The organism is Sphingopyxis sp. JAI128, assembly GCF_014207235.1.
GTDB lineage: Bacteria > Pseudomonadota > Alphaproteobacteria > Sphingomonadales > Sphingomonadaceae > Sphingopyxis.
In genome coordinates this window covers 1-23,627 of record NZ_JACHDA010000002.1, presented here as the reverse complement: position 1 = coordinate 23,627, position 23,627 = coordinate 1, and the positions used below count along the sequence as shown (strand labels likewise).

General features: G+C 63.2%; 19 protein-coding genes. 7 read left to right on the top strand and 12 right to left on the bottom strand.

Features of this window, described 5'->3' with window-relative positions:
* The first annotated feature begins 8 nt into the window (after positions 1 to 8).
* Both HDC35_RS04145 and HDC35_RS04140 read left to right on the top strand, forming a co-directional pair.
* Positions 9 to 1,361 (top strand): NAD(P)H-hydrate dehydratase, encoded by a 1,353-nt coding sequence (locus HDC35_RS04145; RefSeq protein WP_184644046.1) that lies wholly within the window; start codon positions 9 to 11, stop codon positions 1,359 to 1,361.
* A gap of 1 nt (position 1,362) precedes the next feature.
* On the top strand, positions 1,363 to 2,562 hold the full coding sequence (locus HDC35_RS04140; protein ID WP_184644044.1) for a class I SAM-dependent RNA methyltransferase: 1,200 nt from the start codon (positions 1,363 to 1,365) through the stop codon (positions 2,560 to 2,562).
* A gap of 34 nt (positions 2,563 to 2,596) precedes the next feature.
* Here the strand turns inward: HDC35_RS04140 and HDC35_RS04135 are convergent, their stop codons facing one another.
* The 4 genes from HDC35_RS04135 to HDC35_RS04120 form a co-directional block, all read right to left on the bottom strand.
* Positions 2,597 to 3,031, bottom strand: coding sequence for an MAPEG family protein (locus HDC35_RS04135; protein ID WP_184644042.1), 435 nt, complete (start codon positions 3,029 to 3,031; stop codon positions 2,597 to 2,599).
* A 9-nt stretch (positions 3,032 to 3,040) separates the two neighbouring features.
* Positions 3,041 to 3,472 (bottom strand): MAPEG family protein, encoded by a 432-nt coding sequence (locus tag HDC35_RS04130; RefSeq protein ID WP_184644040.1) that lies wholly within the window; start codon positions 3,470 to 3,472, stop codon positions 3,041 to 3,043.
* Positions 3,473 to 3,537: 65 nt separating this feature from the next.
* Complete coding sequence (locus HDC35_RS04125) at positions 3,538 to 4,683, bottom strand: CaiB/BaiF CoA-transferase family protein (RefSeq protein ID WP_184644038.1); 1,146 nt, start codon at positions 4,681 to 4,683, stop codon at positions 3,538 to 3,540.
* Positions 4,684 to 5,098: 415 nt separating this feature from the next.
* The gene (locus tag HDC35_RS04120) at positions 5,099 to 6,292 is read right to left on the bottom strand and encodes a type III PLP-dependent enzyme (RefSeq protein WP_184644036.1); all 1,194 of its coding nucleotides are present in this window, start codon (positions 6,290 to 6,292) and stop codon (positions 5,099 to 5,101) included.
* A gap of 256 nt (positions 6,293 to 6,548) precedes the next feature.
* Between HDC35_RS04120 and HDC35_RS04115 the strand changes: the two genes are divergently transcribed.
* Positions 6,549 to 8,207, top strand: a complete 1,659-nt coding sequence (locus HDC35_RS04115) for an FAD-dependent oxidoreductase (RefSeq protein WP_184644034.1) — start codon at positions 6,549 to 6,551, stop codon at positions 8,205 to 8,207.
* Here HDC35_RS04115 and HDC35_RS04110 read toward each other — a convergent pair.
* The 4 genes from HDC35_RS04110 to HDC35_RS04095 all read right to left on the bottom strand — a co-directional run bounded on the left by HDC35_RS04110 (position 8,188) and on the right by HDC35_RS04095 (position 12,159).
* Positions 8,188 to 9,375: a carboxynorspermidine decarboxylase gene (locus HDC35_RS04110; protein WP_184644032.1), complete on the bottom strand. Its 1,188-nt coding sequence runs from the start codon at positions 9,373 to 9,375 to the stop codon at positions 8,188 to 8,190. The two genes, HDC35_RS04115 and HDC35_RS04110, sit on opposite strands and share 20 nt — an antisense overlap.
* A 24-nt stretch (positions 9,376 to 9,399) precedes the next feature.
* Positions 9,400 to 9,750 carry a DMT family protein gene (locus HDC35_RS04105; protein WP_184644030.1) on the bottom strand — a complete coding sequence of 117 codons (351 nt, stop codon included), beginning with the start codon at positions 9,748 to 9,750 and terminating at the stop codon, positions 9,400 to 9,402.
* Positions 9,747 to 10,835, bottom strand: a complete 1,089-nt coding sequence (locus tag HDC35_RS04100) for an alpha/beta fold hydrolase (RefSeq protein WP_260397518.1) — start codon at positions 10,833 to 10,835, stop codon at positions 9,747 to 9,749. The genes HDC35_RS04105 and HDC35_RS04100 overlap by 4 nt, the downstream gene beginning before the upstream one ends.
* Positions 10,836 to 10,950: 115 nt before the next feature.
* The gene (locus HDC35_RS04095; RefSeq protein ID WP_184644028.1) at positions 10,951 to 12,159 is read right to left on the bottom strand and encodes a saccharopine dehydrogenase family protein; all 1,209 of its coding nucleotides are present in this window, start codon (positions 12,157 to 12,159) and stop codon (positions 10,951 to 10,953) included.
* A 64-nt stretch (positions 12,160 to 12,223) separates the two neighbouring features.
* Between HDC35_RS04095 and HDC35_RS04090 the strand changes: the two genes are divergently transcribed.
* A complete protein-coding gene (locus HDC35_RS04090; protein WP_184644026.1) occupies positions 12,224 to 13,213 on the top strand; it encodes a threonine/serine dehydratase in 990 nt (329 codons plus the stop codon).
* Between the two features lie 46 nt (positions 13,214 to 13,259).
* Complete coding sequence (locus HDC35_RS04085) at positions 13,260 to 13,709, top strand: hypothetical protein (protein ID WP_184644024.1); 450 nt, start codon at positions 13,260 to 13,262, stop codon at positions 13,707 to 13,709.
* On the opposite strand, the gene HDC35_RS04080 is transcribed toward HDC35_RS04085, so the two are convergent.
* The 4 genes from HDC35_RS04080 to HDC35_RS04065 form a co-directional block, all read right to left on the bottom strand.
* Positions 13,678 to 15,357 carry a recombinase family protein gene (locus HDC35_RS04080; protein WP_184644022.1) on the bottom strand — a complete coding sequence of 560 codons (1,680 nt, stop codon included), beginning with the start codon at positions 15,355 to 15,357 and terminating at the stop codon, positions 13,678 to 13,680. The two genes, HDC35_RS04085 and HDC35_RS04080, sit on opposite strands and share 32 nt — an antisense overlap.
* 284 nt (positions 15,358 to 15,641) lie before the next feature.
* Positions 15,642 to 15,869, bottom strand: a complete 228-nt coding sequence (locus tag HDC35_RS04075) for an AlpA family transcriptional regulator (protein WP_184644020.1) — start codon at positions 15,867 to 15,869, stop codon at positions 15,642 to 15,644.
* Positions 15,870 to 16,124: 255 nt separating this feature from the next.
* Positions 16,125 to 16,523, bottom strand: coding sequence for a hypothetical protein (locus tag HDC35_RS04070; protein ID WP_184644018.1), 399 nt, complete (start codon positions 16,521 to 16,523; stop codon positions 16,125 to 16,127).
* 170 nt (positions 16,524 to 16,693) lie between these two features.
* Positions 16,694 to 17,689 carry a hypothetical protein gene (locus tag HDC35_RS04065; RefSeq protein WP_184644016.1) on the bottom strand — a complete coding sequence of 332 codons (996 nt, stop codon included), beginning with the start codon at positions 17,687 to 17,689 and terminating at the stop codon, positions 16,694 to 16,696.
* Positions 17,690 to 18,140: 451 nt separating this feature from the next.
* Here HDC35_RS04065 and HDC35_RS04060 point away from each other — a divergent pair, with 451 nt between their 5' ends.
* Complete coding sequence (locus HDC35_RS04060) at positions 18,141 to 20,039, top strand: ParB/RepB/Spo0J family partition protein (RefSeq protein WP_184644014.1); 1,899 nt, start codon at positions 18,141 to 18,143, stop codon at positions 20,037 to 20,039.
* Positions 20,040 to 20,058: 19 nt separating this feature from the next.
* On the top strand, positions 20,059 to 23,627 hold a 3,569-nt coding region (locus tag HDC35_RS04055), incomplete at its 3' end, for an RHS repeat domain-containing protein (RefSeq protein WP_184644012.1).

Genomic DNA, 23,627 nt, shown 5'->3' with positions numbered 1-23,627 from the left:
GGCGGGGCATGTCCGTTCCGGCCGGCGCCCCGATCCTGTCCGTCAAGGCGATGCGCGAGGCCGAAGCCGCGTGCGCGGTGCAGGGTACGTCGCTGTCGAAACTGATGGACGCCGCCGGAGCAGCGGTCGCCGACCTGGCGTGGCGGATGGCGGCGGGCGCGCCCATCCTGATCCTGTGCGGTCCCGGTAACAACGGCGGCGACGGTTATGTCGCGGCGCGGCTTCTCGGGGCGCGCGGCGCGCCGGTCCGCGTGGCGGCGCTCGCAGACCCTGCGACCGGGCTGGCGAAGGCGTCCCGCGCGCTATGGGACGGGCCGGTCGAGCCGCTCGATGGCCGGACGCAGCCGGCACCCTTGATCGTCGATGCGCTGTTCGGTGTCGGCCTTTCGCGGCCGCTGGCCCACGAGCTCGAAACCGTCCTCGCGCATTTTTCCGACCGGCGTATCCTGGCGGTCGATGTCCCAAGCGGTATCGACGCCGACGGCGCGGCGGACTGGATGCCGCCGTTGCCGGCCGCTGTGACGATTGCCTTGGGAGCGCTCAAGCCCGCGCATGTCCTGTTGCCCTCGGCGCAGGCGTGCGGGCGCGTTCTGCTCGCGCCGATCGGGATCGCGGCGAGCCGAAGGATGCGAACGCTGCCAAGGGCCGAAACGCAGCCGCCCGCTGCCGCGGCGCATAAATTCACGCGCGGCATGGTGCTGGTCTTTGCTGGACCGATGCGCGGCGCCGCAGGATTGACTGCGGCGGCGGCGCTGCGCGCGGGCGCGGGCTACGTCGTGCTCGACGGCAGCGAACAGGCGCCCTTGTCGGCGATCATTGCCGAGAGCGACGAGAAGTTCGGCGAACGGTTGAACGATCCGCGCGTCGGTGCGGTCGTGATCGGTCCGGGATTCCCCGCGGGTGACGAGCTGATTTTTGATGTCGAGGCCGCGCTCGATTCGGGCAAGCCGCTGGTGCTCGATGCGGCGGCGATCGACGCGGCGCTGCCGCGCCTGTCGGAAGCGCCGCGCAAAGCGATCCTGACACCGCATGAGGGCGAGTTCGCGCGTGCCTTCCCGCAAGCCTATGGCAGCAAGGTCGACCGGGCAAAGGCCGCGGCGGTGCGGACGCAGGCGGTCGTGATCTACAAGGGCGCGGATACGATTATCGCTGCGCCCGATGGCCGGGTCGCCGCGGCTTGGCCCGGAAGCCCCTGGCTGGCGACGGCGGGAACGGGCGACGTGCTGGCGGGGGCGTGCGGGGCGATGCTTGCGCGCGGCGGCGATGCCTTTGACGCGGCGGTTTCCGCTGTAGGCTGGCATATCGCACGGGCCGCGCGTATAGGCCCCGGCCTTGTAGCCGACGATCTGGTTAGGGACTGACATGAACGAAGCTGCGCTGATCGAGCGTATCGCCGCGCGCGGCGATGGCGTGACGGGCGATGGCCGCCACGTGGCGGGCGGCGTGCCCGGCGATCGAGTGCGCGACGACGGTATCCTCATTCCCGGCCCCAATCGCGCCGATCCGCCGTGCCGCCATTTCGGCAAATGCGGCGGCTGTCAGTTGCAGCATGTCGCCGAGCCCGCGCTGGCCGAATTCGTGCGCGACCGCGTTGTCGGCGGGCTCGAAGGGCAGGCCGTTCCCTTTGGCAACGTGCGTGCCGCGCTGCTTTCGCCGCCGCAGAGCCGCCGGCGCGCCGTCCTGACTGCGCTGCGCACGGGCAAGCAGGTCGCGATCGGTTTCAACGCGGCGCAGAGCAACCATGTCGTCGATATGCGGATGTGCCCACTGTTGCTGCCGGAGCTGTTCGCGCTGATCGAACCCGTGCGAACTTTGCTTGCTACGATCGCGCAGCCGAGGCGACCGGTGAAAGTCAAGATGCAGATGCTCGATCAGGGCGTCGAGCTGATCCTCGAAGGCGTAAAGGCCGAGGGGCTCGACGCGGCAATGGCGCTTCAGGATTTTGCTGACGTAAACAAGCTTGCGCGCTTTGCGATCGATCGGGGCGATGGCCCTGAAATCCTGTGGCAGCCCGAACCGCCGACGATGCGGTTTGGCGATATCCTTGTCGAAGTCCCGCCCTTCGCCTTTTTGCAGCCGACGGCGGCGGGGCAGGCGGGGCTGGTCGATGCGGTGCGCGAAGCCATCGGCGACACCGGCGCAGTGGCCGACCTCTTTGCCGGCGTCGGCACCTTTGCGCTGTCGGTCCAGGCGGGGCGCAAGGTCTATGCGGCCGAGGGCGCGCGCGATGCGATCGCCGCGTTGACTGCGGCGGCGAACCGCCAGCGCGCGCTTGTCGCTGGCGAGCATCGCGACCTGTTCCGCCGACCGCTGGTGCCCGCCGAGCTCGATCGCTTCGGCGCCGTCATCCTCGACCCGCCGCGCGCGGGCGCCGAGGAGCAGGTGAAGCAGCTGGCGGCGTCAAACACGCCCGTGATCGCTTATGTCAGCTGCAATCCGGCGAGCTTCGCCCGCGATGCGAAACTGTTGGTCGAAGGCGGTTATCGCCTCGACTGGGTGCAGCCCGTCGGCCAGTTCCGCTGGTCAACCCATGTGGAACTGGCAGGCCGTTTTTCGCGATAAGCCGTTGCCACCGCCTTCGCGGCGGCAACGCGTCTCAGTGCAGCACGAAACCCATGAAGGCGTGCAGGCAGAGCGCGAACAAGGCAAGGCTGGCGAGCGCGAACACGGCGAAGCGCCACATGACGCGGTTCACCGTTACCTGGATCAGGCTGTGAACAATGCGGAGAACCACATAGGCCCACGCGATTTGCGCATTGAGTCCGCCGCCCATCCCGCCGACCGCCAGCGCGATCGCGACGGCATAGAAAACCGTCGGCTGTTCCATCAGATGGTTGTAGTTGTGCGCTTTCCACTGCACTTCGGGGGGAAGCACCTCGTCGAGCCCCTTGCCGGTCCCGCCCACCATCTTGGCCGCGTCGATCTTGGCACGCCGCATTGCGGGAATGCGCGTCGCATACATCCACACCCATATGATCATCGACCAGAGCGCGAGCGTCGCTACCGGCGCCAGAATGGCGTTCGTGTCCATGATATTCCCCTAACCCAAGGTGGCGATGACGGCGAGAATCGACAATGCGAAGAGGCAGAATGTCGCCAGCGAAAAAATCAGGAAGCGCACCGACACCCGGTTGACCGTCGATTGCCACAGGCTGTGGACGATGCGCAGCACGACATAGGCCCAAGCCAGCCCGCGCGTCACGTCGGTGTTGCCGCCCGAGAGATGAAGGAACAGGATGACCGCATAGAAGATCGTCGGCTGTTCGCACAAATGCGTATAATTGTGTGATTTCCAGTTGGTGGGCGGCGGAAGGACGCTTTCCAGGTCGGCGCCGCGGCCGCCCGGCGGTGCGACCTTGATATCGATTCCCGCTTTGGACATCGCCGAAAAGCGTGTGATGGCCAGCCATCCGAGCATGAGGATGGTCCAAAGCGCGAGGACCGCGCCCGGTGCAAGCAGACTTTCCGACATATTGGCTCCCCCTTTTCGATATGGTGCGATGCTAGGGCGCTTCGCGGGCTTTGCAATCGTTGAGTTCAGCCGCCGAACTCGGCGCGGATCGCCGCGCCGTCGCCATCGACGCGCGGCGCGAAGCCGAGGTCGCGGGGCGGCATCGCGCCATATTTCACCGGCGGCTGCATTTCGTGGAAATCGCCGACATCGGGATGGGTGCGATGGCGGAAAAAGCCGGTCGCGACGAAATGCGGGTCGTCCTTGATATCTTGAAGGTCGCGCGCCGCCATCGCTGGGATATCGTTGGCAGCGAAGAGCTTAAGCCATTCGGCGCTGGTCCTTGCCGGCGTCTTGCGGGCGATCTCGCTGTAGATAATCGGCATATGCGCGCCTTTGGCCTTCGCCGCTTCATATTCCGCCGTTTCGAGCAGGTCGGCACTGCCGAGCAAGCCCATCAGCCGTGCGGTCGATTCGGGGGTGTAGGGGACGATCGCGAGATAGCCGTCGCTTGTGGGGAAGGGCTGTCGCGTCGGGTCAAGCTGGCGCGGATAACCCGCGGGGCCGATCGGCGGATCGAGCGCCGCGTCGCGCAGATGCTCGGTCAGCATGAAGGTGGCGAAGCATTCGAACATCGGGACCTCGACCTCTTGCCCCTCGCCGGTGCGAAGTTTGTGGACGAGCGCCGCGAGGATCGCCTGCGCGCCGAACTGGCCCGCGATCTTGTCGGCGATCAGCGAGGGGAAATAGCGTGGACGCGGGTCGCCATCGACGCGGGGAAGCAGGCTGGTGGTGCCTGTCGCGGCCTGGATGACGTCGTCATAGGCCTGCAAGTCGGCATAGGGGCCGTCCTGCCCGAAACCGGTGCCATGGACATAGATGATGTCGGGTTTGAGCGCCTTGCAGCTTTCGTAATCGAAGCCGAGGCGGGCGATCGCCCGGCCGCGGACGTTGTGGAAAAAGACGTCGGCGGTGGCGATGAGGCCGCGCAGTGTCGCCGCATCGTCCGGATTTTTTAGGTCGAGCGCGATCGAGCGTTTGCCGCGATTGACGGTCAGGTGGATCGATCCCATCGTCGGGTCAGGAATGCCGGTCCCCAGGTAGCGTGAAATATCGCCCGTTCCCGGCGTTTCGACCTTGATCACTTCGGCGCCGAGGTCGGCGAGCATCTGCGTCGCATAGGGGCCGAAAATGACGGTGGTAAGGTCGACGATCCGGATCCCTGACAGCATATACGCGCATCCTCTCTCTGCTTTTGCCCAGCAGCATAGAATGATTGCAAAGTAAAACGGAAGGGGGTTCGTCCTCGGGCCGGCTGTTTGGCCGGCGTGCCGAGGCTGTCGGCAGCGCCGACCAAAAAGGCATCCCATATCCAGCCATAGGATTTAGACCAGAAGGCCGCGGCTGCGAATTTGGTGAGATTGGCGGCGCAACTATTGGCGAAAAAATTCTGGTAAAATGCAGGTTTGGCGAATTTTTCGCGATCGGTCATTCACGGAGGTACGACTTAAGAGCAGGACGGTTTGCAAAGGCCATCCTGTTCTTTTCAGGTTCGCCGGTTTTGCCGGCAGGCTTCTTTTTCGATCGGCGAAAAAAGGGCCGGCCACATTGCTGCGCCAGCCCTCTTCGTTTCGCTATCGGGTGCGGTCAGAACAGCTTGGTCACCGTCGCGCTGCGGCGCTCCTCTTCGATTTCGCCGGTATATAGGCTCGCCATCGGCTCGTCGCTGACGACATGGGTCTCGTCGGCACCGAAGCCGTTGAACTTGGTCCGCATTGCGCAACCGTAGGCACCGAGCATGCCGATCTCGATGAAATCGCCCGACTTGATGTCGGCAGGCAGGAAGAAGGGGCCTGCCATATGGTCGAGATCGTCGCACGTCGGACCGTAGAAGCTGAACGGTACCATCTCGGCGTCGCTTTCCACGTCGCGCTGCAGCGTCACCGGGAAGCGCCAGCCGACATGCGCCGCGTCGAACAGCGCGCCATAGGCGCCATCATTGATGTAGAGTTCCTCGCCACGGCGTTTTTCGACGCGGACGATGAGCGAGCTATATTCGGCTGATAGCGCGCGGCCCGGTTCACACCAGAGTTCGGCCGAATAGCTGATCGGCAGGCTTTCGAAGCTGCGGTGGATCGTTTCGAAATAGGCGTCGAGCGGCGGGGGTTCCATGCCCGGATAGGTCGAGGGAAAGCCGCCACCGACATCGATGATGTCGACCGTCACCGACGCCGCGACGATCGCCGTGCGCACGCGCTCCATCGCCTGGGCGTAGGCGTGAGGCGTCATCGCCTGGCTGCCGACGTGGAAGCAGATGCCGAGCGCATCGGCCGCCTGACGGGTTGCCATCAGCAGTTCGACGACCTCGTCGGTTTCCGCGCCGAATTTGGCGGCGAGGCTGAGCTTCGAATGATCGGACGAGACGCGCAGGCGAACAAGCAGGTTCAGATCCTGGGCGCCTTCGGTCGCACGGACGATCTTTTCGAGTTCGTCCATCGTGTCGAGCGAGAAGGTGCGCACGCCATGCTTCCAATAGGCTTCGGAAATCGCTTCCTCGGCCTTTACCGGATGCATGAAGCAGAGCGTCGCCTGCGGCAGCGTGCGCGCGACGAGGCGCACCTCGGCGATCGAGGCCACGTCATAATGGGTGACGCCCGAATCCCACAGGACGCGCAGCAGGTCGGGCGACGGATTCGCCTTAACCGCGTACATGGTCGTGCCGGGAAATCGCTCGATGAAGAAACGCGCTGCGCGCCGCGCGGCATGCGGGCGGACAAGCGTAACGGGTTCGACCGGCGAAAGTGCCTGAATCAGCCCGTGGGCGCTATGATGCTGGTGCAATGCAAGGGACCCCCAAAGATAAAGTGAAACATCCAAGGCTGCCTTGCGGTTATTGGAAGTCCCCCTGGGGCAGCGGGGAGCGCATATATGGCGGGGGGTCTTCCCTGTAAAGACCCCAGCGCGCAATTTTGTAACGCGGGGGTAACGCGCGCGGCGAAACGGGCCCCCGTCGCGCCGAGTGGGGCAAATGCGAGACAAGGGCCCGCTGCCACGTTAGGGATAATCGACAAGCGACAGCCGAAAGGACTCTTCCGTCATGGTTTCCCGCGCCGAGGTCAACCACACTTTCTCCGACGCGGAGCTTGCCGAGTTGCGTGGGTTCGGCACGGTCGAAACGCACGCGGCGGGCGACCTGATCGTCGAAGAGGGCGCGATGGCGCCCGACTGTATCGTCACGTTGTCGGGCCATACCGATATTTTCGCGTCGACCGACGAAGGGCGCAAGCGTGTCGGCTGGATGGAGCATGGGCAGTTTGCAGGGGACCTGTCGGTGCTGACCGGGCAACGACATCTCTCGCGCGTCGAGATGGGCGCGGACGGCAAGATCCTGCGCATCGCGCACGCCGATTTCCAGCGGCTGATCGCGGGCAACAGTCATTTTTCCGATATCTTCATCCGCGTGCTGTCCGCGCGGCGCGAATTCAGCAAGCACCGCGGTTTTGCGGTGACGATCATCATCGGTGCGGCGATGGATCGCAGCGTTTACGCGATGCGCGACCTGCTTATGAAACATGGCGTCGCGCATCGCTGGTTCGACCCCGCCGATGGTCCGGTCGCGGCGCACCTGCTTGCCGAACGCGGTCTGAGCGAGGCGCAGCTTCCCGTCGCGATCCTAGGCGCTGCCGAGGTGCTGGTCCAGCCGACACTCGAACAGCTTGCGGCCGGGCTGGGGCTCGACCTGCTACCCGATGGCGCGACGGCCGATGTCCTGGTCGTCGGAAGCGGACCCGGCGGCCTGGCTGCCGCCGTCTATGCGGCATCGGAAGGACTGACGGTGATCGCGCTCGACTCGCTCGCACCGGGCGGGCAGGCGGGCACGTCGTCAAAGATCGAAAATTACCTCGGCTTCCCAACCGGCATCTCGGGAAACGAGCTCGCGCGGCGCGCGACGGTACAGGCGCAGAAATTTGGCGCGCGGCTCGTGTCGCCGGTGCGCGCGGCCTCGATTAACCGCGACGGCGACGCCTATTGCCTGCACCTCGCAGATGGGCGCAAGCTGCGCAGCCGGGCGGTGGTCGTCGCCAGCGGCGCCAAATATCAGACGCTGCCGATCGACGGAATCGAGGCCTATGAAGGCCGCGGTATCTATTATGGCGCGACGCCGATGGAGGCGCAGCTGTGCGGCGATGCCGAGGTGACGATCGTCGGTGCCGGCAATTCGGCGGGACAGGGGGCGATCTATCTCGCGAGCGTGGCGAAGAAGGTCTATGTGATCTTCCGTCGCGGCAGCCTGCGCGAGACGATGTCGGAGTATCTGGTCAAGCGACTCGAGGAACATCCGAATATCGAGATCATCCCGTCGACCGACGTCGTTGCGCTCCACGGCGAGGAGCATCTGGCGGGCCTAACCTATCGTTGCCGCGATACCGGCGACGAGGGGCATTGCGATTGCGGCTTCCTGTTCCTGTTCCTCGGCGCGAACCCGAACACGACGTGGCTGCCCAAGGAAATGGTGTGCGACGAACGCGGTTTCGTGAAAACCGGAACCGACATCGCCCCGCTCGAACTGGTAAAGGCGGGGTGGTCGCTCGACCGGATGCCGACCCGTTACGAAACGAGCTGGCCGCGCATCTATGCCGTCGGTGACGTCCGCAAGGGATCGGTGAAACGCGTCGCATCGTCGGTCGGGGAAGGATCGGTCGTGGTCAGCGATATCCATCAGGCGCTGGCGGAGGTCACCCCAGCCGCGTCTTGAAATCCTCATAACCGAATTCGCGGATCAGCGCCAGTTCGTCGACCTCGCTGTCCCACAGCCAGATCGACGGCAGCGGGACGCCGTTGAAGGTGTTGGTCTTTACCATCGAATAATGCGCCTGGTCGAGGAAGGCGAAGCGCTGGCCGATGCGCGCGCCGCCGGGCAGGCGATAGTCGCCGATTACATCGCCCGCGAGGCACGACGGGCCGCCGAGCCGCGTCGGCATGCCTTCGCTGCCTTCGTTCAGCATCGCGGGGCGGTAGGGCGCCTCGATCACATCGGGCATGTGGCAGGTCGCCGAAATGTCGGTGATCCCGATGGGCATGCCGTTGTCGAACAGGTCGAGGATTTCGCCGACGAGGATGCCGGCGTCGAGCGCGATCGCCTCTCCGGGTTCGATCATCACGTCGCAGTCGGTCGCGGCGCGCACCTGCTTCAGGAAAGCGATCAGATCGTCCGTCTGATAATCGGCGCGGGTCACATGATGGCCGCCGCCGAAATTTAGCCATTTGAGCTGGCCAAAGAAGGGCCGCAGCATTGGCAGCACCGCTGCCCATGTGCGCTGGAGCGGCGGAAAATCCTGTTCGCAGAGGCTATGGATGTGGATGCCATCGACGCCCTCCATATGTTCGGGCAGCAGCTGGCTGACCGGGAAGCCGAGGCGACTGCACGGCGCGGCGGGATCATATTTTGCGACCTCGCCCTCGCTGTGCATCGGGTTGATCCGTAGGCCTACGTCGAACGCCGCACCCTTCGCGCGAAGCTCGCCCAGCAGCGGGCGAAAGCGCGCGATCTGACCGGGCGAATTGAAGATCAGATGGTCGGAAAGCGCCGCGATTTCGGGCAGGTCGGCTTCCTTGTAACCGGCGCAATAGGTCGCAACCTCTTTGTTGCCGTTCGGGCCGCCATATTCGCTGCGTCCGAGCTTCGCCTCGTAAAGGCCCGATGCACATACACCGTCGAGATAGTCCGCAACCGTCGAACCGAGCGACCACATCGAAAAGGCCTTGAGCGCCGCAAGCACGCGCGCCCCCGACGCATCGCCGATATGGCGCAGCAGCGCGAGGTTGGCGCGCACCTTCGCGGCGTCGACAACGAAGGCGGGAGAGGGGACGCGGGTCAGGTCGAAGCGGGCAAAGGCTCCGGGGTCGCCGGCACGGGTTTCCATGTCGCTTGGGATTCCTGAATAAAGTCAGACCGCAATCGGTCCCTTGAAGATGAAGAACGCCCCCGCCGCGATGAAGCCGAAGCCAACGAGGTGGTTCACCGTTAGCTTCTCACCGAGCCAGAAGACCGCAAACCCCGCGAATATGATCAGGGTTATGACTTCTTGCAAGGTCTTGAGTTCGGCGGCGCTGTAAGCACCATAGCCGATGCGGTTCGCGGGGATCACAAGGCAATACTCGAAAAAGGCGATGCCCCACGCGATCAGCACGGCGAGCCACACCGGCCGGGACACCGCGCCAAGCTGCCCATACCAAGCGAAGGTCATGAAGATGTTCGAGACGAAAAGGAGGCCGATCGGCGCAAGATAGGCGGTCATTCGGGGTCTTTCGTCAGCGGCAGAACGTCGCGGAGCAGCGCGGCGAAGAAATGGCCTGGCTCCTCGACCATCGGCATATGCGCCGAATGTTCGAGCCAGATAAGCTTCTTCGAGGGGGCCTGAACCTGTGCGAACCAGTCAGCCGCCACCGGCGAAGGCACGGTATAATCGTGCCGGCCGAGCAGGAAAATGATCGGCACGTCCATCTTGCGCACGGGCTTGAAACTGACGTCGGCGAGACGCGGCCAGAGCGTGGCGACCGAAAATTCGCTGCCCTTGCCCCACGCCTGCACATCGGCGGGTCCATATTCGGGCGACAGCCGCGGTGTCTGGAAATAATATTTGAGGTCGGGTTTGTTGTAGATGAGCGAACCGTAGGGGATCGCATATTTGCGCCAGCCGTCGGCCTTTGCGATCGTGAACTCGCCCTCTGGATAGGGCGCGAGCGCGTCGATCGCAGCGACGGCGTCGGCGTCGCCCGCCGCCACCGCTTTCGCCCGCGTCCACGCCATCCCAGCCCTTTCTCCCTCGCGGAAATCGATCCCTTGGCCGACGCCGACATAGGCGTAGAGAAGGTCGGGGCGTTTCACCGCGACCGACAGGCCGACGATCGAGCCCCAGCTGTGGCCCATCAGCACAACCTTGCGCTTGGCGTAGCGTTTTTTAAGCAGTTTGATGAGTTCGATCGCATCGTCGCGGTAGCGTTCAGGCGTCATCGTCGGGGCGAGCGCCGCGGGATCGTTGAGCGTATAGGAGCGGCCTGCGCCGCGCTGGTCGTATTGGACGACGGTGAAGACATCCTCCCACGGACGTTGGAATGCCCAGGCGAAGGGCATCTCGACCGCGCCGGGCCCGCCGTGGACGAAGATCAGGATCGGATTGTCACGGTGGGAACCGCGGACATTGACGACCTGCCGCGCGCCGCCGAGCGTGACCTCGAACGTCTCCTGCACGCCGTTGGGCGTGACGATCTTGCCGATGTCGGCGACAATCGCGCGCGCAGGGGCGTAGGGGTCGTCGGTTTGCGCGGTGGCGGGGGTGGAAAAGGCCGCGAATAGGGCAAGCGCGGCCATATGTAGCTTCATGATCTCAAACTACCCTTCGTCGTTCGCGCGAGAGTGGAAACCCAGTTCTACCGTCGCTACCGGGTTCCCGCTTTCGCGGGAATGACAAAAAATGGGTTATTGGCTTGCGCGTTGATCAGAAATCGAGCGGCGCGCCGAGTTCCTTCACCTGCCAGGGCAGGCCGTGCTTGTTCAGCATGTCCATGAAGGGATCGGGATCCATCTGCTCCATGTTGAACACACCGTCGCCCGACCAGGTGCCCGTGACCATCATCGCGGCGCCGATCATCGCGGGGACGCCGGTGGTGTAACTCACCGCCTGATTGCCCGTTTCGGCGAACGCGTCCTCATGGTCGCAGATGTTATAGAGATAGAGCGTCTTTTCCGTCCCGTCCTTGGCGAGGCCGGTCGCGATGACGCCGATGTTGGTCTTGCCCTTGGTCGTCTCGCCAAGGCTCGAAGGTTCGGGGAGAACGGCTTTGAGAAACTGGAGCGGGATAATCTCTCGCCCCTCGTAGATCACCGGGTCGATACGCGTCATGCCGACATTCTGGAGTACGGTGAGGTGCTGGATATAGGCGTCGCCGAAGGTCATCCAGAAACGGATGCGCTTGATCTCGGGCAGGTGCGTCTTCAGGCTTTCGATTTCCTCATGATACATGAGATACATATTTTTTGGCCCGACGGCTTCGAAATCGAATTGCTGCTTCACCGACATCGGCGGGGTTTCGACCCAGTCGCCATTCTCCCAGTGCCGCGCGACGGCGGTCACTTCGCGGATATTGATTTCGGGATTGAAGTTGGTCGCGAAATGCTGGCCGTGATCGCCGCCGTTGCAGTCGAGGATGTCGAGCGTGTCGATGCGGTCGAAATGATGCTTGCGGAGCCAGGTCGTGAAGACGCTGGTCACGCCGGGGTCGAAGCCCGAACCGAGCAGCGCCATCAACCCGGCGTCCCTGAAGCGGTCCTGATACGCCCATTGCCAGTGATATTCGAACTTGGCTTCGTCGCGCGGCTCGTAGTTGGCGGTGTCGAGATAATGCGCACCGGTCGACAGGCACGCCTCCATGATCGTGAGGTCCTGATAGGGCAGCGCGAGATTGACGACATGCGTCGCGCCGACCGAGCGGATCAGCGCCGCGGTTGCGTCGATATGGTCGGCGTCGACCTCGGCAGTCTGGATCGTGACGCCGGTGCGCTCCTTCACCGATTCGGCGATCGCGTCGCATTTGAACTTGCGGCGGCTCGCGAGGGTGATGTCGGGAAAGATGTCGGGGTTCATCGCCATCTTGTGCACCGCGACCGAACCGACGCCGCCTGCGCCGATCACCAGAACCTTGCTCATGAAAAATCTCCTGTTGCGGCCTATGCCGCCTTGTCTTGTATGCCCGGCCCTATAGGACGAAGCCATGACACAGCAAAGCCCCGAAGCCCTGATCGACCCCAACCGCGCCCCAACGCTTGCGGGGGTCGAACGCGCCGCGACGAAAGTCGCTGCATTGCTGCCGCAAACGCCGCTGCTGCCGCTCGAGATCGACGGACGGGCGATTTGGTGCAAGGCAGAGTGCCTGCAGCCCGTCGGCGCGTTCAAGATTCGCGGCGCGTGGCACCGGCTGACCGACTTGACCCCCGAACAGGCGAACGAGGGTGTCGTCGGCGTGTCGAGCGGCAATCATGCACAGGGCGTGGCGTGGGCGGCGAAGCGGCTGGGGATAAAGGCAACGATCGTGATGCCCGGCAACGCGCCGGCGATGAAGCTTGCGGCGACGCGCAGGTTGGGCGCCGAAGTCGTCCTGTACGATCGCGTCACCGAATCGCGCGACGCCGTCGCGGCGAAATTGCTCGCCGAGCGCGGCGGAACACTGGTCCACGCCTATGGCGATCCGTGGATCATCGAGGGGCAGGGCAGCGCCGGCATCGAGGCGACGGCGCAGATGAAGGCGTGCGGGATCGACGGGCCCGACAAGGTGATCGCCTGCTGCGGCGGCGGCGGTCTGTCGGCGGGACTCGCGCTCGCCTGTCCCGAGGCCGAGATTGTCGCGGTCGAGCCCGAGGGCTGGGACGATGTGACGCGCAGCCTGGCCGCGGGCAAGATCCTGTCGGTCGAGGATATGGCATATCCGACCGAATGCGACGCGCTCCAGACGCCCGAAACATGGCCGATCAACTTCGCGGTGCTTCAGGCGCGCGGCGTGAAAGGCGTCGCGGTTACGCGGCGCGAGGTGCGCGATGCGATGCGACTGGTGTTCGAGAAGCTGCACCTCGTGGTCGAGCCCGGCGGCGCGGCGGCGCTCGCGGCGGTGCTTGCGGGGAAGGTCGCGGTGACCGACGCGACGCTCGTCACCCTGTCGGGCGGCAATGTCGATCCGCTGAAGTTCGCCGAGATCATCACCGAATAGGAAACTTATCGGAACCGAAGCGTTTGGCAGTCGAAGGAGAAGCGTGATGCAGAAAAGCATAATTCTGGCGAGCGCCGCGGCACTTGTGCTGCTGGCAGGCTGCGAAAAGGCCGAAGCGCCGGCACCGGCACCGACGGACACGACGACGACTGAGGTCCCGGTCGAAACGGTTCCCACCGAGACCGGAGAAGCGACCGACCCCGCCACCGCGTCGCACCGTTTCGCAAGCTGGGCGGGCAAATGGACCGGCGTCGAGGGCATGTATGTGACCATAACCACCGGCGAACCCGGCAAGTACAAACTGGAGATGCAGTCGGATCTCGACACCAAGGGCACCTATGATGGCGAGGACAGCGAGCATGGCATCAAGTTCAAGCGCGGCGACGAGGAGCTGAGCCTGCGGCGCGGCAGCGGCGACGAGACCGGCCTCAAATATCTGGCCGGCAAGAAAAAATGCCTGATCGTCAAGGACGGCGAGGGCTATTGCCGCGACTGACATGACCTGTTCGTCGTTCCCGCGAACCCGGGGGCACCGATGTTATAACTCGGCGTTCGTCCGGTTGCGGCGTGTGGTTTACGAAGTCAAGAATGCCCATGAGCGAACCGTGGAGGGTGGCGCGAACCTCGCCGCGCTTTTCACCGGGATGAAGGATGATCTTGCCGACGAGCGAGCGGATGTCACTTGAGGCATCGAGCCGTGTGTCGGAATCGCCAAGCGTCTCAGTCAGTGCTGCGACCTTACGCTTGTAGATTTCAGCGATGCCGGGATGAACGTCGGGAATGACGGGCGGCGCTTCGGTAAGCCGCACGGTGATTTCTTCCCGCTCGCGTTCAAGTTCGGCCATGCGGGCCTTCATCGTGGGCTGATAGAGCCCGTCCTCGATGGCCGCCATGATGCCCGCAATCGCGCGGTCGGTCTTGGCGAGTGCGCGGGCATCGGCGTCAGCCTGGACGCGCCGCTCGCGATTCTCGCGATTGATATGAGCGGCATATGCGGCGACGGCTGCTTTAACCTTGTCGGCCGACACCAGCCGGTCGGCGATGCCGACGAGCGCGCGGCGTTCCAGCGTCTGCCGCTTGATCGTCCGCCCGTTGGCGCACGTGCGCTTGCGGTGATGGCCGGCGCATCCATAGCGGTCGCCGACGACAATCGCGTAGGTGCCGCCACACACGCCGCATTCGAGCAGGCCTGAGAGCAGATAGGCAGGACGCCGCTTGCTATGCAGCGCTCGCGCCTCTGCCGCTTCCTTGACCGCCACGTAACGCCGGGCGATGTCCTCCTGCTGGTGCTTGACCGCGTCCCATAGGTCCTCGCCGACTATGCGCAGATCGGGAACCGCCTTCCTGATCCATTCGGTTTCGGGATTGAGGCGGGTGACGCTCTTCCCCGTGCCGGGATCTTTGACATAATGTTTGTGGTTCCAGACGCGCACCCCCGCGTACAGCTCATTGTTGATGATGCCGGTGCCGCGTCGCACATCTCCACGAATACCGGTATCGCGCCACGCAGAACCTTTCGGGCCGGGGACGCCATCGGCGTTGAGATCGCGGGCAATCGCGCGCGGACTCTTGCCCGACGCGAACTCGCGGAAGATGCGCTCGACGATGAGCGCTTCCGCTGGATCGATCTCGCGCTCCCCGCGCACAATTTCGCCTTCGCTGTTCAGCCGCCGGACGATGCGATAGCCGTAGGCATTCGGCCCGGCGGAGAAACCCTTCTCGATCCGCCCGCGCAGGCCACGATGCGTCTTTTTGGCTAGATCTTTGAGAAACAGCGCATTCATCGTCCCCTTGAGCCCGACATGCAGCTCACTGATCTCGCCTTCGGCGAGCGTGACGAGCGGCACCCGCGCAAACTGGAGGTGCTTGTAGAGCGTCGCGACATCGGCCTGATCGCGCGACACGCGGTCGAGCGCCTCGGCGAGGACGATATCGAACTTGCCCGCCTGCGCATCGGCGAGCAGCCGCTGGATGCCAGGGCGCAGGATCATGCTCGCGCCCGAAATCGCGGCATCCTGATAGGCGCCTTCGATCTGCCACCCCTCGCGCGATGCGCGTTCGCGGCAGATACGCTGCTGGTCGGCGATCGACGCCGAACTCTGTTGATCGGAGGAATAGCGGGCATAAAGCGCGGCGCGGATCATGACATCTTCCTTTGGAGTGGGGGCAAGCGGACACCGGCCCGCTTGCCCCCACTATGACAGTCTCGCGCGCCATGCCCTTAGGGTCAACGCTCGCGGGCCTTCGCATATTTACGGAAGATCATTGTCGTTGGCGGCTTTTCGCGCGCCGATATGCTCGCGCGCGATGTGTCTTCCGATCGCCTCGGCGATGCGCGTCAAGGCCGCGTCAACCGACGCAGGAGGAAGCGCGGAAGAGTTGTCATTCGCGGCCGTAAGCGGCCGCGAACGCGGCGCTTGGTCCTTTTTCATACCGGCCCATCGCCAATGGGCCGATTGTCATTTTCGGCGCGGTAGCCGGGCGGGTCGGCGATCCACCGATTGATGGCCGACTCCCACCACCCGGCACCATGGACGCTGATCTGCACCTGGGCTGGGAAGGTGCCTTCGGAGATCTTACGGTAGAGGGTGGAACGTGACAGTCCGGTGCGATTGAGAACGGTCGGAAGGCGGATGATCCTTTCGGAGACGGGCATGGCAATTACTCCATCGGCTGGCGTCGGTTGGGCTCCCCTGGGTGTAGAATTGGCGATCAGAAAAAATCGCGCAAGAGTGCCAAAAATGGTACCAACTGCCTCTGGCGTGTCCTGTCGTTTCTTGGCGTTTCTGGTCGGCTCCCGGCGTGCAATTTTTGGGCGAAATAATTTTCCCATGCCGTCCCAGCGAAGACGTTTGGTGCCAGTTCTGGTGCTGAGAATATGCTTTCGCCCCGGATACGACTCGAACGGCCTTCAGTGGCCTTTGCCGGGGAGCTCTTCCAAGCGGACAGTTTTTCCGAAATCGGGATGTGTGCCGAACATCTCCTGGCCTGCGCCAGCGGCTGGCGCCTTTTCCAGCGTTTTGCGGCGCGCCTCTTCAACCGCGATTTTATGCCGGACGACAAGGGAGCGGCGAAGAACTGCGGGTATCTGGCCTACGCGGATGAGAATGATTGCCGAAAACATGACCACGACGGCTTGGCCAAGCCGTGGCAATATCTGGTCCGTGAGTGCAGGCAACTTTGTAAGGGTCAACGGCGGTGGAGTCGCAAGCGCAACCAAAGCGACAACAACCACCGCCGCGCATCCGAACAACAAAAGCAAACCGTCCATCGCGGCCTGGAGTTCGCCTTCGAGTTCATCAAGGGCCATCACGGAACGCCCGCTCGCAGTCATGCTGTTGATCAGCAACGAGACGGTAGGAAGTATACTTGCTGACACCAATCCGAGAAAAGTCACCAACATACGAGCAGCATCGTCCGTGATCGCACCAGGAGACAAGGCAGCCCCCGCGGCCAAGGCCGCTGGCAGAACCCAGCGCTCTATCTTTCGAAGTTGCAATCGATCTTCCCAGCCGTGGCCCAATCACGAAGGGCGTTCGTAATCTGTTCCATAGCATCCGCCGGGTCCAATAGCGAGCCAGCCGTCCGAATATCACGCTGAACCGACATTTTTACAATGCCGCCGCGCTCCGACCCATCTCCTCGCAAACCAAGATCTGCCGGATCGATGTTACGCAACGCTTCATTGATTGTCGCACGGGAAATCGGCTTCTTACGGCGGCGCTCCTTGATAAAGACTTTGAAGAAGCCCTCGATCCACCCATCGTCTGGTATCTCTGAGCCGAGACTCTCGATCGCTTCCTCAGACCAGCCAAGCATTCTCAGAATGTCAAAGACGGTGGCTTGTTCATGTTCGCGTGCTTCGGCTGCTTCGCGTTGCTCGACGCGCGGCTCGGCGGCGCGCTCCTTACGCGCGCCCTGACGATCGGTGGGAGCAGCGGACACTTGAATCTCGCTGGACTCCGACAATTCCTTCCCGTCACCGGCAACAAATTTGCCGTTGAGAATTATGGCCTGCCCGGGCTCGATTTCCTCCGCGCGCTGAAGAAGGGCTGTGAGGTATCGTTCCAGCGTGCGTCCACGAACCTGTTGGCCCTCGATAAGGCCGACGTGATTTCCGACCGCCACGAAGTACAGTGCGCCTTTCAGCACCCGGACGGCCTCGCCGACGTTCAGATTCTGCACAACATATTCTGCGGTATCTTCTTCGAGTGACTGTAGTACCGCATGCACGTCAGTTCCGGCCTGAAGCTGGATCAGCTGGCCCGCGAATACCGGGCCGTCCCATGTTGCGGGATCAGAAAGCTTGTTTAGAATGACGTAGCTTTGGTCCTGATCGAGATCAATTATGCGAGTTTTGGCATTGTCGGCCCAAGCGCGGCGCCTCAATACATCGACGACCATCGCCTTCAGATCGGCTTCCGGCCAAAGTCCATCGAGCTTGAGTTGGCGATATTGAATGGTTGCTTTCGTCATTTTACCTCCCGCGATTTACGGAAGGCAGCACAGCACTGATCGTAAGTCGAGAAAAAATGCGTCCAAACCCGCCGTATAGACTAGCAGCTTGCGCGTAAGAAACCGAGCGTCCCGCCTACGGCGGCCACGCTCCATTCCGCTGCGCTCCACCGAGCCGCTGCTGCGCATCGTCTCGTCGGCTTCGCCGTGACGATCGCTGACGCGGGGCCGGAGCCTAGCTCCGTCCCGAAGGTCATCGCGCTGACGCGCGCTGGCGTTGGCCTCCGGCCGTGCGGGGTGGTCGTCGCTCTCCTCTGAAGACCGCCCGGCAGCGCGCAACCCCTACAGGGTCCTCCATTGCATTTCGGCCTGCGGTGCGCCCTGCCTTGATGGCGGACCTCACCGGTCGCTCTCGCCGCCCACCCCGCTCAGCCGGGGCTGCGGTGGTTTGGAAGAGCAAAGGAGAGACATCATGGAACTCAAGCATATCGACATCGCCAACCTCTCGGTTTCGTCCGCCAACATGCGCGGGGTCACAAAGAAGCCGGACCTCACCAACATTCTCCCGTCAATCCGGGCGCGCGGCATTCTGGTGCCGCTGATTGTCAGGCCCGGTGCGGAGGACGGCAGCTATGAGATCGTCGCGGGAAAGCGGCGCTATCATGCGGGGCTCGCGGTCGCCGAAGAGCAGGACGGCATCGATCCGCTGCCCTGTGCGGTCATGGAAGCCGGAGACGACGCGGCGGCGCTTGAAGCGTCGCTGATCGAGAACATTGCCCGTCTGGACCCCGACGAGGTGAACCGCTGTGAAGCCTTCACCCGGCTTGTCCGCGAGGGCCGGAGCATCGAGGCGGTCGGCCTGACCTTTGGGCTGACCAGCTTGCAGGTCAAGCGGACGCTGGCCATCGGCAATTTGCTGCCCCGCATCCGCAACCTTTATCGGGCCGAGAAGATCGAAGCCGTCACCATGCGGCATCTGACGCTGGCATCGAAGGCGCAGCAGCGCGAGTGGCTGGCATTGGTCGATTGTCCCGAGAAACACGCCCCCACCGGCCCGCAGTTGAAGGCATGGCTGTTCGGCGGCAGTGCGATTGCGGCCAAGGTCGCGATGTTCGACCTTGCCGATTACACCGGCGACGTCATTTCGGACCTGTTCGGCGAGGATCGCTATTTTGCCAGTGCCGACGATTTCTGGACCGCACAGATGGTTGCGGTCGATGATCGGGCCGACGCCTATCGCGAGGCGGGCTGGTCTGAGGTCGTCATCATGGACCGCGGCTCCTATTTCAATTCTTGGGAGCATGACCATTGCCCCAAGAAGAAGGGCGGCAAGGTTTTCGTGTCGGTCAGCCATCGCGGCGAGGTCGCCTTCCACGAGGGCTATATCACCATGAAGGAAGCGCGACAGCGGGCCAAGGGTGAGCCGGGTGCCGACACGCCCAAGCCGGTGCGTCCCGAGGTCAGTGCCGCGCTTGGCAACTATATCGATCTCCACCGCCATGCCGCCGTGCGCGCATCGGTCTTGTCCGAACCGGGCGTGGCGCTGCGCTTGATGGTGGCCCATGCCATCGTCGGGTCGCCGCTATGGCGGGTCGATGTCGAACGGCAGCGCGCGGCGAGCGATGCGATTGCCGAGAGCGTCGAGGTGTCGGCGAGCGAGGCGGCGTTCGATGCGAAGCGCCGGGAGGTCCTGGCCACGCTCGGCTTCGATCCCGAGACGCCCACCGTGGTTGGCGGCTATGATGGCGATCATGGTGTCGCCGGGCTGTTCGTCCGGTTGCTCGCGCTGTCCGATGACGCGGTGATGAGCATTCTCCCCATTGTGATGGGCGAGACGCTGGCGGTCGGCAGCGCCGCCCAATCCTCCGCCCTGATCCGCCTCGGCGCGTGGGCGCCGAACTTTTGGGGCTGTATCGGGGGGATTTTCATGCGGATTTTGGGCGCTTCGGTTCTTCGCAAATTCTGTGCGGCGTTGCTGGTGTTTCTTGACGCGACGATCATGGTTCCCTCTGCATCGGCACAAGTCGCCAACGAGCCGACACCTTATCGCAATGTCGATGAATTCGGCGTCGATGTGTCGACCGGGACGTTCAACTTCTCGATGGTCGATGTGGCCGGAAACCCCGGCTCGACGGGCCTCTCCTATGCGCGCACATGGACGCGGGCCGGCTGGAAGGACAATTACAGCGGCAGCCTCTATCAGGACGGCAGCTTCATTAGCATCACGCGCGGCGGCGTGTCCGAAAGCTTCACCCTGTCAGGCAGCACCTGGGTGTCGGCGAAAGGCAATGGCGCGACCCTCGTGCGGACCTTCGTCGGCGGCTTTCCGGTCTATACCTATACCTCGTCTGACGGGACGGTGACCGTCTAATGTCGTCGGCCCGCAGGCGGTGGCGCCGGACGACAGTTATCCGAAGCAATATACGATCACGGGTCCTCGCGGCGCGTGCAAGATCACCACCTATATCAAGCGCACACCGGCAGGTAACAAGCAGTGCGCGGTGCCGGTGTCGATCACCGAGCCGGGCAAGGAAAAGCTCGATCTCGTCTGGAACGAGGCGTCGACCACCTGCGACATGTACAACAACGGCCCGCTCGATCAGGGTTGGCAATGCAATGTCGGCTACGCGCTGGCGGCCGTCAGCGACCAATCGGGCTATCGCCTCGATGTGTCGAACGGCGAGGTGACGCTGGTCAACACCGCCATCGAATATTGCGTCCCCGGAAGCTGCACGGGCAGCTGGCCCAATGCGACCTATACCGAGCCGGTCAGCGGCACGCAGCAGGTGGTGGACAGCAACGGCGGCACCTGGACGTTCACCTTCGACGCCAGTTACCGGATGACCTCGATCAAGAAGCCGACCGATAGCACCGCCTCGACGACGATCACCTATTATACCAGCAACAAGGTTGCTTCGGTTACGAGGGACGGCGTCACCAAAAATTACACCTGGTCGACGAGCGGCGGGAACGATGTGGTCGATATCAGCGGCGGCCCGACCGGGGGCGGCACGGTCACGACGAACCCGTCGCAGGGTCAGCCAGGAACGATCGAAAATGCCGCGAGCAATACGACGACGAAAACCTATGACACAAAGGGCCGTCTGACGCGAACCACCGAGCCCGAGGGCAACTACGTCAACTACACCTATGACAGCCGCGGCAACATCACCGAAACGCGACTTGTTGCCAAGTCGGGCAGCGGTCTCTCGGATATCGTGACGACCGCCAACTACGACGCGACGTGCAGCAGCGCGGTCAAATGCAACCAGCCCAACTATGTGCTCGACCCGCTCGGCAATCGCACCGACTACACCTATAATACCACGCACGGCCAGGTGACGCGCATCCAGCTTCCGTCGCCGACCGCCGACGCGGCGGGTAGCGAGACGGGAACGCGGCCCGAGATCAACTACAGCTACACGGCGCTATACGCTAAATATAAGAACTTCAGCGGCGCGCTCGTGAACTATCCGACGCCCAAATATAAGCCGACGACGATCACGACATGCGCTACCGCTGCCACCTGCGCCGGCACCGCGAACGAAACCAAGGTCACGATCGAATATAATACGCCGAACCTGCAGCCAACGAAGATGACGACGGCTTCAGGCGACGGCGCGATCAGCTCGTCGATCGCCTATGGCTATGACGCGCGCGGCAATCTGTCGACGATCGACGGACCGCTTGCAGGCACCGACGACACGACGACCTATATCTACGACGACAAAGACCGTCGACGCGGGGCGATCGGTCCCGATCCCGATGGCGCGGGCAGTCGTCCGCGAGGCGCCGAACGCTATACGTTCGATGCGATGAGTCGCATCATCAAGACCGAAGTCGGTACGGTCACGGCCGCGACCGCGACGGCGCTCGATGCGATGACCGTCTTCCAGACCCTCGACACGACGTTCAACTCGGCAGGCAACAAGACGAAGGTCGTCGTCTCGGGCACGTCGGGTGCGGTGAGTGTCGTCCAGCACAGCTATGACAGCAAGAACCGCCTCGAGTGCACCGCGCTTCGCATGAACCCGGCGACCTGGGGTTCGCTGCCGACGAGCGCCTGCACGGCGGCCACGACATCGACGACCTATGGCCCCGACCGGATCAGCCGCAACAGCTATGACAGCCTTGGCCGCGTGACCAAGGTCGAAAGCGCCGTGGGCACGGCAGTTGCCGCCGATGAGGTTCGCACGGCCTATACCGCCAATGGCCGCGTAAATTATGTGATCGACGCAGAGACCAATCGCACCACCTATGTCTACGACGGATTCGACCGGCTGGCGCAAACCCAATATCCGGTGACGACGAAGGGCGCGAACAGCAGCAATACGGGCGATTATGAAGGGCTGACCTATGACGCGCGCAGCAGCGTGACGCAGCGACGCCTCCGCGACGGGACGACAATCGGCTACAGCTACGACGATCTCGGGCGGATGACCGGAAAGGACCTGCCAACCGGCGAGACCGACGTCAGCTACAGCTACGACCTGATGGGCCGCGCGACGGGAGCCACCCAGGGAACCTACAGCCTGGGCTTCGTGCAGGATGCGCTTGGCCGCCTGACGAGCCAGACCGGTCCGCAGGGGACGATCGGCTACACCTATGACGCCGCAAGCCGGCGGCTGACGATGAGCTATCCCGGCGGCGTGTTGACGATCAACTATGATTATGACACCGCCGGCAATGTCACCAAGATCCGCGAGAATGGTGCCACGAGCGGGGTCGGCGTGCTCGCGGCCTACGCCTATGACAATCTCGGGCGCGCATCGAGCGTGACCTTCGGTAACGGCAGCGTGCAGAGCTTCGGCTATGACGCGAGCCAGCGGCTGAGCACGTTGACCAACAACCTCGGCGGCAGCGCGACGACGCACGACCTGACGCAGACGTTCACCTATAATCCCGCAAGCCAGATCCAGAGCGTTGCGCGGAGCAACGACGCTTATGCCTGGCAGGCGCATTACAATGTCGACCGGACCTATGTCGCCGACGGGCTCAACCGTATCATGAATGCCGGTGGGTTCGGCTACACCTACGATGCGCGCGGCAACCTGACGAACGACGGGAGCCGGAGCTTCACCTACACATCGGAGAATCTGCTCAAGACCGGTCCCGCCAGCGCGACGCTCGGCTACGACCCGCTCGGACGGCTGTATCAGACAGTCGGAGGCGGCACGACGACGCGGTTCGAGTATGACGGCGTCGACCTGATCGCCGAATATAATGGCAGCAACGCCGTCCAGCGCCGCTATGTCCATGGTCCCGGCATCGACAACCCGATCGCTTGGTATGAGGGCAGCGCGATCAATAGCACGACCCGCCGGTTCCTGATGGCCGACGAGCGTGGCAGCGTCGTGAGCATCACCGACAGTGCGGGCGCGACGATCAATATCAATGCCTATGACGAATATGGCATCCCCGCGCCGGGCAATGTCGGGCGGTTCGGATACACCGGGCAGACCTGGCTGCCCGAGCTGGGCATGTGGTATTACAAGGCGCGCATCTACTCGCCGACGCTCGGGCGATTCATGCAGACCGATCCGATCGGATACCAGGACGGGATGAATTGGTATAATTATGTAGGCTCGGATCCGGTGAATTTTGTCGACCCGTCGGGATTGAAAATTGATTGCGTTGGTAACGATTGCGTTGATGACGAACCGTGGGTTGTTAACGCCTTATGCCCTGGACAATGGATATGCCTATCTCCCGACCGCATTTTTGATTCAGTGCGAGGACTAATGAGGCAAGATTTGTGTCGGGACTACGGATTCCAATGCAGAACTCCTGGCGAAGTGCTCTTTGAAGACGTCCCGGAGTTAATTAGCGAAACGGTTGACGGCGTAATCTGTGGAATTCCAGTTCTAGGCCGTGTTGACAAAAGGGATTCCCAAAGCGGGCTGCGTCTGATTCAAGACTGCTTTTTGAGGAGCAGTCATGGGTCGCGGGGATTTGTCGG

Excerpts from the sequence above, each read along its gene's own strand:
- HDC35_RS04075 (WP_184644020.1), bottom strand. The coding sequence starts at position 15,869 with ATGCCCGTCTCCGAAAGGATCATCCGCCTTCCGACCGTTCTCAATCGC.
- HDC35_RS04060 (WP_184644014.1), top strand. The coding sequence starts at position 18,141 with ATGGAACTCAAGCATATCGACATCGCCAACCTCTCGGTTTCGTCCGCC.
- HDC35_RS04085 (WP_184644024.1), top strand. The coding sequence starts at position 13,260 with ATGCAGAAAAGCATAATTCTGGCGAGCGCCGCGGCACTTGTGCTGCTG.
- HDC35_RS04140 (WP_184644044.1), top strand. The coding sequence starts at position 1,363 with ATGAACGAAGCTGCGCTGATCGAGCGTATCGCCGCGCGCGGCGATGGC.
- HDC35_RS04090 (WP_184644026.1), top strand. The coding sequence starts at position 12,224 with ATGACACAGCAAAGCCCCGAAGCCCTGATCGACCCCAACCGCGCCCCA.
- HDC35_RS04095 (WP_184644028.1), bottom strand. The coding sequence starts at position 12,159 with ATGAGCAAGGTTCTGGTGATCGGCGCAGGCGGCGTCGGTTCGGTCGCG.
- HDC35_RS04115 (WP_184644034.1), top strand. The coding sequence starts at position 6,549 with ATGGTTTCCCGCGCCGAGGTCAACCACACTTTCTCCGACGCGGAGCTT.
- HDC35_RS04130 (WP_184644040.1), bottom strand. The coding sequence starts at position 3,472 with ATGTCGGAAAGTCTGCTTGCACCGGGCGCGGTCCTCGCGCTTTGGACC.
- HDC35_RS04100 (WP_260397518.1), bottom strand. The coding sequence starts at position 10,835 with ATGAAGCTACATATGGCCGCGCTTGCCCTATTCGCGGCCTTTTCCACC.
- HDC35_RS04105 (WP_184644030.1), bottom strand. The coding sequence starts at position 9,750 with ATGACCGCCTATCTTGCGCCGATCGGCCTCCTTTTCGTCTCGAACATC.
- HDC35_RS04125 (WP_184644038.1), bottom strand. The coding sequence starts at position 4,683 with ATGCTGTCAGGGATCCGGATCGTCGACCTTACCACCGTCATTTTCGGC.
- HDC35_RS04065 (WP_184644016.1), bottom strand. The coding sequence starts at position 17,689 with ATGACGAAAGCAACCATTCAATATCGCCAACTCAAGCTCGATGGACTT.
- HDC35_RS04080 (WP_184644022.1), bottom strand. The coding sequence starts at position 15,357 with ATGATCCGCGCCGCGCTTTATGCCCGCTATTCCTCCGATCAACAGAGT.
- HDC35_RS04070 (WP_184644018.1), bottom strand. The coding sequence starts at position 16,523 with ATGGCCCTTGATGAACTCGAAGGCGAACTCCAGGCCGCGATGGACGGT.
- HDC35_RS04135 (WP_184644042.1), bottom strand. The coding sequence starts at position 3,031 with ATGGACACGAACGCCATTCTGGCGCCGGTAGCGACGCTCGCGCTCTGG.
- HDC35_RS04145 (WP_184644046.1), top strand. The coding sequence starts at position 9 with ATGTCCGTTCCGGCCGGCGCCCCGATCCTGTCCGTCAAGGCGATGCGC.
- HDC35_RS04110 (WP_184644032.1), bottom strand. The coding sequence starts at position 9,375 with ATGGAAACCCGTGCCGGCGACCCCGGAGCCTTTGCCCGCTTCGACCTG.